The organism is Serinicoccus sp. CUA-874 (assembly GCF_001942225.1).
Taxonomy (GTDB): Bacteria; Actinomycetota; Actinomycetes; order Actinomycetales; family Dermatophilaceae; genus Ornithinicoccus; species Ornithinicoccus marinus.
This window is the reverse complement of sequence record NZ_MKJZ01000037.1, coordinates 81,248-95,306: the sequence shown is the minus strand read 5'-3', so window position 1 is coordinate 95,306 and position 14,059 is coordinate 81,248. Positions and strand designations below refer to the sequence as shown.

The following is a 14,059-nucleotide window of genomic DNA, read 5'->3' as shown; positions in this document are numbered from 1 at the left end:
GTGCTCCTGCCGGTGGACCTCCCGGCGGGTGGTGGGGACGGCGAGGACGAGCTGGCCGGGTCGTTGCGCGCCGTCGCGGCCGGCCGCCGCCGACCGCAACGGGTGCTGCTGCTGCATCCCGACCCCGAGGGGGGACCGGTGGCCGCGCTCCAGGACCTGGCCCGGGAGCTGGGTCTGCCGCTGAGCGTCCGCTCCCACCCGCAGCAGGACCGGGTGGCGGCCGTCCGCACCGCCCTGGACGTCCTACCGGACCAGCCGGGGCACTGGATCTGGTTCCTCACCGCCGACGCCCGGCCTGAGCCGGAGGCGCTGGCCGCCCTCACCGCCGCGGTCCGGCGCAGCAGCCGGGTCGGCGTCGTCGGCCCCAAGCTCGTGCGCGCCGACCAGCCGCGGCTGCTGCGCTCGCTCGGTCACCGCGTCACGCCGGCCGGCCGGGTCGTCGACCCCACCCGCGCCGCCCTCGTCGACCAGGGCCAGCTGGACCTGCGTCAGGACGTCCTCGGAGTTCCGCTGAGCGGGGCCCTCGTCCAGGCCCGGGTGCTGCAGGAGGTCGGCGGGATCGACCCGGCCTTCGCGCAGGACGGTGTCGACGGGCTCGACCTGGGCTGGCGGGCCCACCTCGCCGGTCACCGGACGGTCGTCGCGCCCGAGGCCGTCGTCCGGCAGGGCGAGGCAGGGCTGGGCGTCGTCGACCCGTTGGTGACCCGCGCCAGGGTGCGCCAGGTGGCCCTGGCCCGTGGCTCGTTCTGGGCGGCCCCCTGGCGCGCGCTGGGCGTCCTCGTCACCAGCCTGGCCGCCGCGCTGCTCCTGCTCCTCGTCAAGCGCCCCGCCGAGGCCGCCGGGGAGTGGGCGGATGTCCGGGCGGTGCTGCGACCGGGGCGCGGGTGGTCCGCGCGGCGGCGGTTCCGCCGCCGCCGACGGGTGGCGCCCCGCGACCTCGCGGGTCTGCACGAGCCCCGTGCGACGGGCTGGCGCGCGACCGTGGACACGGTGGGCGAGGCCCTCGACCCGCGCTCCCGACGCGGCTCGGGCGCGCCACTGCCGCGGACCGAGGCGTTGCGTACCGGTCCGGTCTCCGACGACTTCGACGACGCGGTCGGCGAGGGCCGTCGGTCGGGGAGGTGGAGCTGGCCGCTGGCGCTCGCCCTCCTGATCGTGGCGGCAGTCACCGCCTGGATGGGGCGAGGTGCTCTCTCCCCGGCCGGTCTCGACCTCGCGGGCGTCGGCCTGTCCGGGGGACAGCTGGGGGTCGCCGCCACGGACGCCGCCGGGCTGTGGTCCGCCGCGGTGGACGGCTGGCGGGGCGCCGGTCTCGGTCACCACGACCCCGCCCCGGCGTGGCTGCCGCAGGCGACGGTCCTGTCCCGGCTCCTCGGCCTCCTGCCCGGTGCGGGGCCGACCACGGCCGGGCCCGCCCTGGCCTGGCTGCTCGCCGCCGCGCCGGTGCTGAGCGTCCTCACGGCATACCTCGCGCTGCGTCGGAGCACCCGGCGACGCTGGGTCCGGGCGGTGCTCGCGCTGGGCTGGGCCCTGGCGCCGGCGCTCGTCGTCGCGACGTCCCAGGGGAGGGTGGGACCGGCCGTGGTGCACGTCCTCGCGCCGCTGCTCGTGACCGGCATCCTCGTCGTCAGCGACCGGTCCCGCGGGGTCCGCAGGGCCGCGGCGGCCTTCGGCACCGCCCTCGGCCTCGCGATCGCCGCGCAGTGGGTGCCGCTCGTGCTCGTGCTGGGGACCGTGGCCGGGCTGCTGGTCCTCGGCGTGGGCCGGGGGAGCGCCCGGTGGCGCGGCGCGGTCGTCGCGATCCTGCCGTGGGTGCTGCTGCTGCCCTGGTGGCCGAGCCTGCTGGCCGGGCCGGTCCAGCTCCTGGGGGGAGCCGGCGCGACCTCCGCCACCCCCCGGCTGCCCGCGACGCCCGACGCCTGGCAGCTGCTCCTGCTCCACCCTGCCGGCGTCGACCCCTCCGGGCTCGACGGCCTCCTGCTGTGGCTGCAGGTGCCGCTCTGGCTGGCGGCGCTGGCCGCGCTGCTGCGGCCGGGCGACGGCGGCCGGCGGGCAGGCGTGCTCGTCGCCGTCGGCATCGTCGCCCTCGTCCTGGCGCAGGTCGCGGTGCGCACCTCGCTGGGCGTGCTCCCCGTCGGGCACTCCGAGGCCGGCTCGGTGGTCTCGGCCTGGCCGGGGACCCTGTTGTCCTTCGGTGGCGCCGCGCTGCTCCTCGCCGCCGCCTCGCTGGTCGAGGACCTCCTGGCGACCCGCCGGGGGAGGGTCCTGCGGGTGCCGGCCCGGGCGCTGGCCTCGACGGGCGCGGTGGTCGTGCTCGCCGCCACCGTGGTCGCCGCGGGATGGACCGTCCTGAGCAGCCGGGTCACCCCCGGGCTCACGGTCGCCACCGAGCCGCTCCCGCCGGTCGCCGCCGAGCAGGCCCGAGGACCCGAGGCGTTGCGCACGCTGCTGCTCACCCCGGAGCAGGGCGGCCTGCTCGTCGACCTGCGGGGCAGCGAGCCGGAGGCCACCCGCATCCTGCGTGACCGGACCGCCGACCTCGCGCGGGGCGTCGCCGGCCCGGGGCAGGTCGAGCAGGCGGTCCAGGCCCTCGTCGGGGGTGCCTCGTCGGACCAGGCACGCCAGGAGCTGCTCGGCCTCGGCGTGGGCTACGTCGAGCTCGAGGCGTCGGACACCCATCCCGCGGCCGACGACCTGGACCGGGTCGCCGGTCTGGCGCGGGTCTCCAGCCCCGAGGGCAGCGTCCTGTGGCGGATGGTCGAGGGCGACCCGGGACGCACGCGCGTGGTCGACGCCGACGGCGCGACCGTCGAGGTGCTGCCCAGCACCGGTCCGCACGGGCAGGCCGCGGGCCGCGTCGACGTGCCGTCGGGAGGCTCGCTGCTCGTCGCCGAGGTGGCCGGCTGGGCCGAGGTCGCGCAGCTCACCGTCGACGGCGACGAGCTGGACCTCGAGGGATCGCGGACGAGCCTGCCCGCCGGGCGGCACACCATCGAGGTCACCCTGCCCACCCCCGGGCTGCCCTGGCACCTGCTGGCCCTCGCCGTCGCAGTCGTGACGGCCTTCCTGGCGCTCCCGGTCGGGCGGACCGACGAGGCCGAGGACGAGGCCCAGGACGCGGCGACCCCTGGCACCCACGAGCCGCAGGAGGAGTCGTGAGCGACACGGACACCGGCAGCGGCGCCGCGCCCCGACGGGGTGCCTGGGTGCGACTTGGCTCCGGCCTGCTGGCACTCGGGCTGCTCACCTGGGGCAGCGTCCAGGTCGGCGCCTGGGGGCCGGGCAGCGACGGTGGGCAGAGCCTCGTGTCGACGGCCGCCGACACCGAGACCGCCGATGGTGGCGACCAGCCGGTCCTGGTCGAGGAGGCACGGCTGGCGTGCGCCGGGGTCAGCGGCTCGCCGGGGGCGAGCGCGGCGGCCCTCGCACCGCCCGAGCTCTTCGCCGAGCAGCCCACCGGGCAGCGATCGGCCACGCTGTCGCCGGTGGCGGGGTCGGCCGGGTCGGACGTGCTGGAGCTGCGCGCGGACCAGGAGGTCGCCGAGACCCCACCGGCCGAGGACGCCACGTCGCTGCTGACCGCGACCGGGCCCGGTGCCCCCGGCCTCGTGGGGGGTCACCTGTCGGTCGGCACCGGGAGCGGGGCGAGGGGAGCCGCCCTGGTGGGGTGCGCTGCGGCCGCTGCGGAGCACTGGTTGCTCGGCGGTGACGCCGCAGCCGGTCGCACCGAGCAGGTCGTGCTCACCAACCCCGGCACCGACCCGGTGCGCGTCGATCTGGAGGTGCACGGCGCCGAGGGGCCGGTCGAGGCCACCGGTGCCTCCGGACTGGTCGTCCCCGCCGGCGGCCGGCTCGTCCGCCCACTGGACGCCCTGGCGCCCGGGACCGCCGCACCGGCCGTCCACGTCGCCGCCGAGGGTGGACCGGTGACCGCGCACCTCGTGGACACCTCGCGCGAGGGCACGACCGACCTGGGCGTGGATGTGACCGGCCCGAGCGCCGAGGCGGCCCGTGACCTGGTGATCCCACCCCTGCCGGACGTCGGTGCGGACGGGACGGAGACGGTGCTGCGGCTGCTCGCGCCGGAGGCGGACGCCGTGGTCGAGCTCGGTGCGCTCACCGAGGACGGCGCCGCGACACCGGGAACCTCCGCCGTCCGCGTCGCCGCCGGCACCACCACGGACCTCCCTCTCGACGAGCTGCCCGAGGGTGCGGTCGGCCTCCGGGTGCGCTCGGACCACCCGGTCACCGCGTCCTTGCAGGTCCGGCTCGCGCCCTCCGGCGACGAGCCGGTGGACCAGGAGGTCGCGGAGCAGGAGACGACGGACGGTGAGGCCGCCACGGCGACCGCCGCACCGGACGGGGCCACCGCCACCGGCTCGCCGCAGGACCAGGAGCAGCCACTGGTCCGACCCGCCGGCGAGCTGGCCTGGGTGCCCGCAGCCGGCCCGGCCACGCAACCCGTCGGGATCGGCCTGCCCGACCGTGCTGCGGTGCCAGGGGCCGAGACGTCGCTGTCCGTCGCGGTCCTCGACGCCACAGTGGTCGACGTGCTGCTGCGCTCGGCGGACGGGAGCACCCGGGTGGAGACCCTCGAGCTGGGCAACGACTCGACGGCGCTGCTCCCCCTGGCCCCGGACGTGCGGGGCGTCTGGGTCCGGCCGGCCGAGGAGGGCGGCACCGGCGTCGTCGCCGCGGCCGTGCACCTCACCGGGTCCGACGACCTCGGCCCCTACCGGGCGGCGGCCGTCCTGGCGGCCGTCCCGTGGTCCCGCGAGGTGACCGGCGTCAGCCGCGTCGTGCCCTGAGGCGCCTCACACCAGGTCCTCGGGGTCGCGCCCCAGCATCCGGGCGACCTGCTCGACGACCACCTCGGTGACGAGGGCGCCCAGCTCGACCTCGTCCGCGGCCCGGTGCAGCACCGGGCGGCGGTAGACCACCAGCCGCGCCGGCATACCCCCCTGCGCCGGGAACAACCGGCCGAGCGCGACGTCGTGCTCCCAGGGCGCGGGGTCGGAGGGCGGCACCTCCTCCACCGCCAGCTCCAGGCCCAGCGGGCTGCCCCAGCGCTGCTCGACCGTCTCGGCGGCATCGAGCACCAGCTCGTCGAACCGGTCGCGCCGGCTGCTCATGGCCGGCACCCGAGGCCAGGCGAGAGGTCCGCGGACCCCCCGTCCGCGGCGGTCCCGGTGCGTGGCCATGGCGCGACGATAGATCACCAGGGGCGGCGCCCGGTCGGGGTGGCACCACGGGATCGTGGGCGGGGGCGCCTAGAGTGTCGGGCGTGACCCTGACTCGCCAGTGCTCCAAGACGGCGTGCGTCCGCCCCGCCACGTCGACGCTCACCTACGTCTACGCGGAGCAGACCGCGGTGCTCGGGCCGCTGGCGACGTATGCCGAGCCCCACAGCTACGACCTGTGCGAGGAGCACGCGACCCGGCTCACCGCGCCCCGCGGCTGGGACGTCGTGCGGCTGGAGCTGCCCGAGGGAGAGCCCCGCCCGCCGGTGGACGACCTCGCGGCGCTGGCCGACGCGGTGCGCGAGCACCGCGGCACCATCGTCCGGGTTGACTCCCCGCAGAGCCCGCACGAGGGCGCGACCGTGACCGAGATCGCCCGGCGCGGACACCTGCGGGTGCTGCGCGACCGCTGACGGGCCACGGAACCTGCTCGTGGTCGAGGTCGCCGCGGTCGTCAAGGCCTACGACGTGCGTGGGCTGGTCCCCGAGCAGCTCGACGCAGGGACGGCACGAGCGCTGGGCTCCGCCTTCGCACAGGTGGTGGTCCGTCCCGAGGGGCACGCCGGGATCGTGCTCGGCCGCGACATGCGCGCAACCTCCCCGGAGCTCGCCGACGCCTTCGCCGGCGGGGTCCTCGAGCAGGGCGTGGACGTGACGGACATCGGGCTCTGCTCCACCGACGGTCTTTACCACGCCAGCGGCACCCGCGACCTGCCGGGGGCGATGGTCACGGCGAGCCACAACCCTGCCGGTTACAACGGGATCAAGCTGTGCCGGGCGGCCGCCGCGCCCGTCGGGCGGGACTCCGGGCTGGCCGAGATCCGGGACCTCGCGCAGTGGCTGCTGGACCGCGGCGACCTGCACCAGCTCACGGCCCCGGCCTCGGCGGGGCGGCGGCAGGAGGTGGACCTGCTCGCGGACTACGCCGCCCATCTGCACTCGCTGGTCGACCTGGGCGGGATCCGTCCGCTGCACGTCGTCGTGGACGCCGGCAACGGGATGGCGGGGCACACCGTGCCCGCGGTCCTGGGCGCCGAGGGGTCGCCGCTGCGGCTCGACCCGCTCCACTTCGAGCTGGACGGCTCCTTCCCGCACCACGACGCGAACCCGCTCGACCCGGCCAACCAGCGGGAGCTGCAGGAGGCGGTGCGCGCCCGTGGCGCGGACCTGGGCCTGGCCTTCGACGGCGACGCGGACCGGGTCTTCGTCGTCGACGAGCGGGGCCGGCAGGTGCCGTCCGGGGCGGTGACCGCGCTCCTCGCGCGGCGGCTGGTCGCGCGGGAGGTGGCGGCCGGGCGTGACCCGGGCGACGTCACGGTCGTGCACGGGTCGATCCTGCCGCGGGCCGTGGAGGAGGGCGTCGCGGCGAGCGGCGCACGGCTGGTGACCTGCCGCGTCGGCCACACCTTCGTCAAGGCCGCGATGGCCGCGCAGGCCGCCGTCTTCGGGGCGGAGCACTCCGGTCACTACTACTTCCGCGACTTCTGGTCCGCCGACAGCGGCCTGCTCGCGGTGCTCCACCTGCTCGCCGCCGTGAGCGAGCAGCAGCGCCCGGTCTCGGCGATCCTCGGGGAGCTCGACCCCTACGCCGCGTCCGGGGAGATCAGCCTCCGGGTCCCGGACCCGGCCGCCGCGGCCGAGCGGGTGCGACGGTGGGCGCTCGACCGGGGGGCGAGGGTCGACGACACCGATGGCCTGCTCGTCCGGCAGGACGAGGGCAGCGGGGCCTTCTGGTGGGTCTCGCTGCGGTCCAGCAACACCGAGCCGGTGATGCGGCTCACCGTCGAGGCGCGCGACGGTGCGAGGATGGAGCAGGTCCGGGACGCCGTCCTGGCCGTGGTGGAGCAGGAGGACTGACGCGATGGCACGACCGGAGTTCGACCCGTGGGTGCGCAGCATCTTGCGCTGCCCCGTGGGGCGCCACGAGCTGGTCGACGTGACCGACGAGCAGGGGGAGCCCGCGCTGCAGTGCGCCGAGGACTGCGAGGGTCCCGGGCGCGGCGGCGGTACCCGTGGCGGGAGGGCATACCGGTGCTGCTCGCCGACGACGCGGTGGTCGTCACGGTCGCCGACAGATCCTGAGGAGAGCGGGTATGCCCTACATCGACGAAGCGCTCCTCGACGACCAGGAGGAGCTGCAGCGCAAGGACTCGCGGGACACCCTGCGCGCCCTCGCCAGCGCCGGGGCGCAGGTGCGCGAGGCGATGACGCTGGCCGACGAGGCCGGCATCGACCGGCTGGCCAGCACCGAGCGGCCGCGCTCGGTGCTGGTGGCGGCGATCGGCGGGTCCTCCATCGTGGCCGATGTGCTCGAGCTGCTCGCGGAGCCGGGGTCGCCGGTGCCGGTGCAGGCGCGGCGCAACCTCCCGCTGCCGGGCTGGGTCGGGCCGCTCGACCTCGTGGTGGCGGTCTCGCTCTCCGGTCGGGCACCGGGACCGCTGGCCGTGGCGGCCGAGGCGGCCCGCCGGGGCGCGATGCTGCTGACCGTGGGCGCCGACGACTCGCCGCTGGCGCAGGTCTGCCGCAGCGCCCGCGGGGTGCACGTCGGGGTCGGCTCCGGCGGACGCACGAGCTCGCGGACGGCGCTGTGGACGCTGCTCGCCCCGGTGCTCATCGGTGCCGACCGGTTGGGCCTGCTGGACGCCCCGGCCGACGTGGTGCGGGCTGTCGCCGAGCGGCTGGACCACCGTGCCGAGCAGTTCCGGCCGTCCTCCGACGCCTTCGTCAACCCAGCCAAGATCCTCGCCGTCCAGCTCGCCGAGACGGTGCCGGTCGTGCTCGGGGACGGGCCGCTCGGCGGGGTCGCCGCGGCGCGCGCCGCTTCGATGCTGGCCCGGACCGCCCGCATCCCGGCGACCTTCGGTGAGCTCCCGGACGCCGCGAGCGGGATCGTCGCGTGCTTCGACGGGCCCTACACCGCGATCGGCGGGCGACGGGCGGGGACCTACGACGACGCCCGGATCCGTCTCGGCGACATCGACACCTCGGGCTGGGAGCCGCACCACTTCGCCGAGCCGGAGGGGGAGCTGATGGAGCGCCCGCGTGGCCCGGCGGCCGGCCGCGGCGGCGACGACATCTTCGCCGATCCCTACCTGGACGGCCCGGCGCCGCCGCGCCTCGGGCTGCTCATGCTGCGGGACGCGCCGGTGTCGCCGGCGACGCCGGAGTCGGTGCAGGCCGAGGCGCTCACCGACGCCGTGCTCACCACGGCGCGCGAGGCCGGGGCGCGGGTGATGGAGGTGCAGGCCGAGGACGGCGCACCGGTGGTGCGGCTGGCCGACCACGTCGCCGCCCTGGACTTCGCGGCGACCTACCTGGCGATCGGGCTGGGGCTGGACCCCTCGGTGTCCCCGCACGTCGCCGACCTCAGGGACCGGACGCGGTGAGCCAGATGCCGGGAAGCACCGACGACGCCGGGCCCGATCTCGACCCGATCACCCGGCACACCCGCTCCCGACGCGACCTCGAGGAGGGGATCGAGCGCGACTTCGGGCAGAACCTGTCCTACGGCGCCTACCTCGACCTGCCGACCCTGCTCTCGGCGCAGCACCCTCGTGCGACCCCGCCGCAGCACGACGAGCTGCTCTTCATCATCCAGCACCAGACGACCGAGCTCTGGCTGCGCCTGGTCATCCACGAGCTGACCAGTGCTCGGTCCTTGCTGGCGGCCGACGACCACCGGCAGGCGCTCAAGCGCATCGCCCGGGTGAAGCACATCCAGGCCTCCATGACCGAGCAGTGGTCGGTCCTGGCGACGCTCACGCCCAGCGAGTACGCGCAGTTCCGGGCCTTCCTCGCCACCGGATCCGGGTTCCAGAGCTGGCAGTACCGCGCCGTCGAGTTCATGCTCGGCAACAAGAACGCGGCGATGCTGCCGGTCTTCGCCCACGACGAGGAGCAGCACGCCGAGCTGGAGCGGCTGCTGCACGAGCCCAGCCTCTACGACGAGGTGCTCGCCTGGCTGGCGCGGCGCGGGCACCCCGTCCCGGAGGAGGTGCTGACCCGGGACGTGTCCGAGCCGTACCAGGCGCACGAGGGGGTCGTGGCGGCCCTCAGCCGGATCTACGCCGACCCGCAGGAGCACTGGGCGGAGTACGAGACGGCCGAGGAGCTGGTGGATCTCGAGGACAACTTCCAGGTATGGCGCTTCCGCCACCTCAAGACGGTGGAGCGCATCATCGGGAGCAAGCGGGGCTCCGGGGGATCCAGCGGTGTTCCCTTCCTCCGCCGGGCGCTGGAGCTGACGTTCTTCCCCGAGCTCTATGACGTGCGCTCGGCCATCCAGGACGTCACGCCGGAGGGCTACCACGGGGGTGACGGACGTGGCTGAGCAGGCACCGTCGCGGGAGAGGGCCGCACGGCTGGACGACCAGGACCCGCTGGCCGCCTATGCCGAGCGATTCGAGCGCGCCGACGGTGTGGTGGCCTACTTCGACGGCAACTCGCTGGGGCGACCGGTGGCGGGGGCCGCGGAGGCGATGGCCTCCTTCGTCCGGGACGAGTGGGGCACGCGCCTCATCCGGTCCTGGGACGAGGGCTGGATGGGGTGGCCCGAGCAGGTCGGGGATCTCGTCGGGTCCGCCGCGCTGGGGGCGGCCCCCGGCCAGACCGTGGTCGCCGACTCGACCACGGTGCTGCTCTACAAGGTGCTCCGCGCCCTCGTCGACCACCAGCTCGCCGTCGACCCGGGGCGCACCGAGCTGGTGCTCGACACCGACAACTTCCCGACCGACCGTTACGTCGCCGAGGGGATCGCGGCGGAGCGTGGTCTCACGCTGCGGTGGATCGAGGCCGACCCGGCGTCGGGGGTGCGCGAGGGCCAGGTCCGAGAGGTCGTGGGGGAGCGCACCGGTGTGGTCCTCGTCTCGCACGTGGCCTACCGGTCCGGCTTCGTCGCCGATGCCGAGGCCATCACCCGGGTGGCCCACGAGGCCGGGGCGCTGGTGCTCTGGGACACCTGCCACAGCGCCGGGTCCGTGCCGGTGCGCGCTGACGCGTGGGGGTGGGACGCGGCCGTGGGGTGCGACTACAAGTACCTCAACGGCGGGCCGGGGGCACCGGCGCACGCCTACCTGGCCCGGCGCCACCACGACCTGGCGACGCTGCAGCAGCCGATCCAGGGGTGGATGGGCCGCCGTGATCCCTTCCTCATGGAGCAGGGCTACCAGCCGGCTGCCGGCATCCGGGCACTCGTGAGCGGCACCCCGCCGATCGTGGGGATGGTGCCGGTGCGGCTGGGCGCGCAGATGCTGGCCGAGGCCGGCATCGAGGCGGTCCGGGCCAAGAGTCTGGCGCTCACCGACCTCGCCTGGTCCGTGGTGGAGAGCTGGCCGGAGGAGCTGGGGGTGGTGGTCGCCAGCCCGCGCGAGCACGCCCGTCGCGGGGGCCACCTGACGCTGCGCCACCCGGCCTTCGAGGAGATCTACCCCCGGCTGTGGGATCGCGGGGTGATCCCCGACTTCCGCTCCCCGGACGGCCTACGGCTCGGGCTATCCCCGCTGTCCACCACCTTCGTCGAGGTGTGGGACGGGCTCGCGGCGATCCTGGAAGAGCTGCAGCGCTGAGCCCTGGCACGTCCGTCCGGTGCCCGTCAGAAGGGTCGCGCTGGTCGTCAGGATCGGGCGCCTGACGGGCAGAGGTGTCCCCCGCCCGGTGGTCCCGGCCGTCGCGACGGGGTGGGGGGTGCCTGGTAGTGCCGGTAGTCGTGGGTGCGGGTCGTGGTGGTGCGGTCGAGCAGAGTCGTCCACATCAGGTCGCGGAGCCGGTTGATGCTGGCGGTGGCGAGTCCGAGGGTCTTGAGCCGGTGGTGGCGCTGCCCCTGCGACGAGCTGGCAGCTTCATCCTACTCGAACACATGTACGAGAGCAGGACCCTGGGCTGACGTTCTCCCTCGGCGATCTACGCTGGTCGGGTGAGCGACACCTCCCACTACGACCTGGTCATCATCGGCACGGGCTCGGGCAACTCGCTCGTGACGCCGGAGCTGCAGGGGCGACGCATCGCGATCGTCGAGGGGGGCGTCTTCGGCGGCACCTGCCTCAACGTGGGCTGCATCCCCACCAAGATGTTCGTGTATGCCGCCGAGGTCGCCACGACCATCCGCGACGCCGCCCGCTTCGGGATCGACGCGACGCTGGACCAGGTCCGGTGGGCCGACATCCGCGACCGCGTCTTCGGGCGGATCGACCCCATCAGCGACGGCGGCCGGGACTACCGGGTCACCGGCGAGCACACCGAGGCCTACCTCGGCCACGCCCGCTTCGTGGGGGACCACGAGCTCGAGGTGGAGATCACCCATGACGGCGGCGAGCACGCGCTCGGGTCGGTGCACCGGATCAGCGGTGAGCAGATCGTCATCGCCACCGGTGCGAGCCCGGTGGTGCCGGAGGTCATCCGGGCCTCCGGCGTGCCCTTCGAGACCTCCGACACGGTCATGCGCCTCGAGGAGCTGCCCGAGCGCCTGGTCGTCCTCGGCGGCGGTGTCATCGCCGCGGAGTTCGCGCACATCTTCTCCGCCCTGGGTGTCGCGGTGACCATCGTCAACCGCAGCGACGGGCTGCTGCGGGTGCTGGACCGCGAGATCGCGGCGGCCTACACCGACCTGGCCCGCGCCCGGTGGGACGTCCGCACCGGGGTGGAGGCCGTCGACGCCCGGCAGGACGAGGCCGGCATCGAGCTGCGCCTCTCCGACGGCTCGGTCGTGACCGGTGACACGCTCCTCGTGGCCACCGGACGCGCGCCCAACACCGACGACCTCGGGCTGGAGCGCACGGCCGTGCGGACCCACGACGACGGCAGGGTCGTCGTGGACCGCTTCGGTCGCACCGACGTGACCGGTGTGTGGTCGCTCGGGGACGCCTCGTCCGAGCACCAGCTCAAGCACGTCGCCAACCACGAGGCGCGGGTCGTCGCGCACAACCTGGCGCGCCCGGACGAGCTGCGGCCCTTCGACCACCGCTTCGTGCCCGCCGCCATCTTCAGCCACCCGCAGGTGGCGACGGTCGGCCTGAGCGAGGAGGAGGCGCGGGAGCAGGGCTACGACGTCACGACCAAGGTGCAGCGCTACGGCGACACCGCCTACGGCTGGGCGATGGAGGACACGACCGGCATCCTCAAGGCGGTCGGCGACGCCGCCACCGGCCGGCTGCTCGGCGTCCACTGCCTCGGGGCGCACGCGAGCACCCTCGTCCAGCCCGCCATCCAGGCCCTCAGCCTGGGCCCCGACGTCACCGCGCACGAGCTGGCGCGGGGGCAGTACTGGATCCACCCCGCGCTCTCCGAGGTCCTCGAGAACGCGCTGCTCGGCCTCACCGTCCCCGGCGACGTCGGGGACGCCACGTAGCATGGCGGGCATGCCCGACACGATGACGACCACCGGCACGGAGCTGGAGCACCAGGTCCGCGACCTGTCGCTCGCCGAGCAGGGCCGCCACCAGATCCGCCTGGCCGAGCACGAGATGCCCGGCCTGATGGCGCTGCGCGAGCGGTTCTCCCGCGACCAGCCGCTGGCGGGCGCCCGGATCGCCGGCTCGCTGCACATGACCGTCCAGACCGCTGTGCTCATCGAGACCCTCGTCGCGCTCGGCGCGGACGTCCGCTGGGCCTCCTGCAACATCTTCTCCACCCAGGACGAGGCCGCCGCCGCGGTCGTCGTCGGTCCGGAAGGCACGCCCGAGCAGCCCCGGGGCGTCCCGGTCTTCGCCTGGAAGGGCGAGACGCTGGAGGAGTACTGGTGGTGCACGACCCGGATCATGGAGTGGCCCGGAGACACCGGCCCCACCCTCATCCTCGACGACGGCGGCGACGCGACGCTGCTGGTGCTCAAGGGGCGTGAGTGGGAGCGGCAGGGAGCGGTGCCGGGTGCCGAGGAGGAGGATCCCGAGGAGTGGAAGGTCATCCTGGAGACCGTCCGCGCCACGATGGCCCAGGACCCCACCCGGTGGACCCGGGTCGCCGAGGGCGTCGGCGGAGTCTCCGAGGAGACCACCACCGGGGTGCACCGGCTCTACCAGCTGCACGAGGCCGGTGAGCTGCTCTTCCCGGCGATCAACGTCAACGACTCGGTCACCAAGAGCAAGTTCGACAACACCTACGGCTGCCGGCACAGCCTGATCGACGGCCTCAACCGGGCCACCGACGTGCTCATCGGCGGCAAGGTCGCCGTCGTCTGCGGCTACGGCGACGTCGGCAAGGGCTGCGCGGAGGCGCTGCGGGGGCAGGGCGCCCGCGTCATCGTCACCGAGATCGACCCGATCTGCGCGCTGCAGGCCGCGATGGACGGCTACCAGGTGGCCCGGCTGGAGGACGTCGTCGGCAGCGCCGACTTCGTCATCACCGCGACCGGCTGCAAGGACGTCGTCACCGTGGACCACATGATGTCGATGAAGGACAAGGCGGTCCTGGGCAACATCGGGCACTTCGACAACGAGATCGACATGGCGGGCCTGGCCCGGGTGCCCGACGTCCGCCGGGTCGAGATCAAGCCGCAGGTCCACGAGTGGTCCACCGTGGAGGGCCGCTCGATCATCGTCCTGTCCGAGGGGCGGCTGCTCAACCTCGGCAACGCGACCGGCCACCCCAGCTTCGTCATGTCCACCAGCTTCGCCAACCAGGTGATGGCCCAGGTCGAGCTGCACACCCGGATCGAGGACTACCCGCTCGGCGTGCACACGCTGCGCAAGGAGCTGGACGAGGAGGTCGCGCGGCTGCACCTGACCTCGGTCGCCGCCGACCTCACCGAGCTGACCAAGGAGCAGGCTGCCTACCTGGGGGTCGACGTGGCCGGCCCCTACAAGCCTGAGCACTACCGCTACTGATCC

Annotated in this window: 10 protein-coding genes; 9 read left to right on the top strand and 1 reads right to left on the bottom strand. The window is 75.0% G+C overall.

The features are described from left to right. Together BJF80_RS15060 and BJF80_RS15055 are read left to right on the top strand one after the other, a co-directional pair. The gene (locus BJF80_RS15060; RefSeq protein ID WP_075814848.1) at window positions 1–3,159 is read left to right on the top strand and encodes a glycosyltransferase; all 3,159 of its coding nucleotides are present in this window, start codon (window positions 1–3) and stop codon (window positions 3,157–3,159) included. Further along, window positions 3,156–4,808 carry a DUF5719 family protein gene (locus tag BJF80_RS15055; RefSeq protein ID WP_075814846.1) on the top strand — a complete coding sequence of 551 codons (1,653 nt, stop codon included), beginning with the start codon at window positions 3,156–3,158 and terminating at the stop codon, window positions 4,806–4,808. Before BJF80_RS15060 ends, BJF80_RS15055 begins: the two co-directional genes overlap by 4 nt. 6 nt (window positions 4,809–4,814) lie before the next feature. Here BJF80_RS15055 and BJF80_RS15050 read toward each other — a convergent pair whose 3' ends face one another. Beyond that, window positions 4,815–5,132 carry a metallopeptidase family protein gene (locus BJF80_RS15050; protein WP_028130865.1) on the bottom strand — a complete coding sequence of 106 codons (318 nt, stop codon included), beginning with the start codon at window positions 5,130–5,132 and terminating at the stop codon, window positions 4,815–4,817. Between the two features lie 152 nt (window positions 5,133–5,284). Between BJF80_RS15050 and BJF80_RS15045 the strand changes: the two genes are divergently transcribed. The 7 genes from BJF80_RS15045 to ahcY all read left to right on the top strand — a co-directional run bounded on the left by BJF80_RS15045 (window position 5,285) and on the right by ahcY (window position 14,056). Next, the gene (locus tag BJF80_RS15045; RefSeq protein ID WP_028130864.1) at window positions 5,285–5,653 is read left to right on the top strand and encodes a DUF3499 domain-containing protein; all 369 of its coding nucleotides are present in this window, start codon (window positions 5,285–5,287) and stop codon (window positions 5,651–5,653) included. A 19-nt stretch (window positions 5,654–5,672) separates the two neighbouring features. After that, on the top strand, window positions 5,673–7,097 hold the full coding sequence (locus BJF80_RS15040; RefSeq protein WP_237767655.1) for a phosphohexomutase domain-containing protein: 1,425 nt from the start codon (window positions 5,673–5,675) through the stop codon (window positions 7,095–7,097). Window positions 7,098–7,333: 236 nt separating this feature from the next. Beyond that, window positions 7,334–8,626 (top strand): SIS domain-containing protein, encoded by a 1,293-nt coding sequence (locus tag BJF80_RS15035; protein ID WP_075814842.1) that lies wholly within the window; start codon window positions 7,334–7,336, stop codon window positions 8,624–8,626. A 5-nt stretch (window positions 8,627–8,631) separates the two neighbouring features. Further along, complete coding sequence (locus BJF80_RS15030; RefSeq protein WP_075815022.1) at window positions 8,632–9,570, top strand: tryptophan 2,3-dioxygenase; 939 nt, start codon at window positions 8,632–8,634, stop codon at window positions 9,568–9,570. After that, on the top strand, window positions 9,554–10,804 hold the full coding sequence (locus tag BJF80_RS15025) for a kynureninase (protein ID WP_414899299.1): 1,251 nt from the start codon (window positions 9,554–9,556) through the stop codon (window positions 10,802–10,804). Before BJF80_RS15030 ends, BJF80_RS15025 begins: the two co-directional genes overlap by 17 nt. Window positions 10,805–11,151: 347 nt before the next feature. Further along, window positions 11,152–12,582, top strand: a complete 1,431-nt coding sequence (locus BJF80_RS15020; RefSeq protein WP_075814840.1) for a mycothione reductase — start codon at window positions 11,152–11,154, stop codon at window positions 12,580–12,582. Window positions 12,583–12,592: 10 nt separating this feature from the next. Then, window positions 12,593–14,056 carry an adenosylhomocysteinase gene (ahcY, locus tag BJF80_RS15015; protein WP_237767654.1) on the top strand — a complete coding sequence of 488 codons (1,464 nt, stop codon included), beginning with the start codon at window positions 12,593–12,595 and terminating at the stop codon, window positions 14,054–14,056. The last annotated feature ends 3 nt before the right edge of the window (window positions 14,057–14,059 follow it).

Coding starts and splice junctions, on each gene's coding strand:
- BJF80_RS15050 (WP_028130865.1), bottom strand. CDS start 5,132: ATGAGCAGCCGGCGCGACCGGTTCGACGAGCTGGTGCTCGATGCCGCC.
- BJF80_RS15035 (WP_075814842.1), top strand. CDS start 7,334: ATGCCCTACATCGACGAAGCGCTCCTCGACGACCAGGAGGAGCTGCAG.
- BJF80_RS15030 (WP_075815022.1), top strand. CDS start 8,632: ATGCCGGGAAGCACCGACGACGCCGGGCCCGATCTCGACCCGATCACC.
- ahcY (WP_237767654.1), top strand. CDS start 12,593: ATGCCCGACACGATGACGACCACCGGCACGGAGCTGGAGCACCAGGTC.